Origin of the sequence: Pseudomonas sp. Kh14, assembly GCF_900291005.1 — a bacterium.
GTDB classification, from domain to species: Bacteria; Pseudomonadota; Gammaproteobacteria; order Pseudomonadales; family Pseudomonadaceae; genus Aquipseudomonas; species Aquipseudomonas alloputida.
In genome coordinates this window covers 1-271 of record NZ_OLKJ01000113.1, presented here as the reverse complement: position 1 = coordinate 271, position 271 = coordinate 1, and the positions used below count along the sequence as shown (strand labels likewise).

General features: G+C 45.0%; 1 pseudogene. It reads left to right on the top strand.

The window, feature by feature from the left end:
• A pseudogene (locus FQ668_RS27515) lies at positions 1 to 271 on the top strand (elongation factor G); the annotation flags it as partial.

Genomic DNA, 271 nt, shown 5'->3' with positions numbered 1-271 from the left:
GGTAACATTCCGCGCGAATTCATCCCGGCGGTCGAAAAGGGTTTTCGCGAGACCGTCGAAAAAGGTTTATTAGCCGGTTACCCGATGGTAGATATTAAATTCGTTCTTTTCGACGGCGCTTATCACCCGGTAGATTCCAGTGAAATGGCTTTCCGAATGTGCACGATCCTGGGGATGAAGGAAATCATTAATAAAACAGCACCGCAATTATTGGAACCTATTATGAAAATCGAAATCAATACGCCGGATGAATATATGGGCGATGCTATCG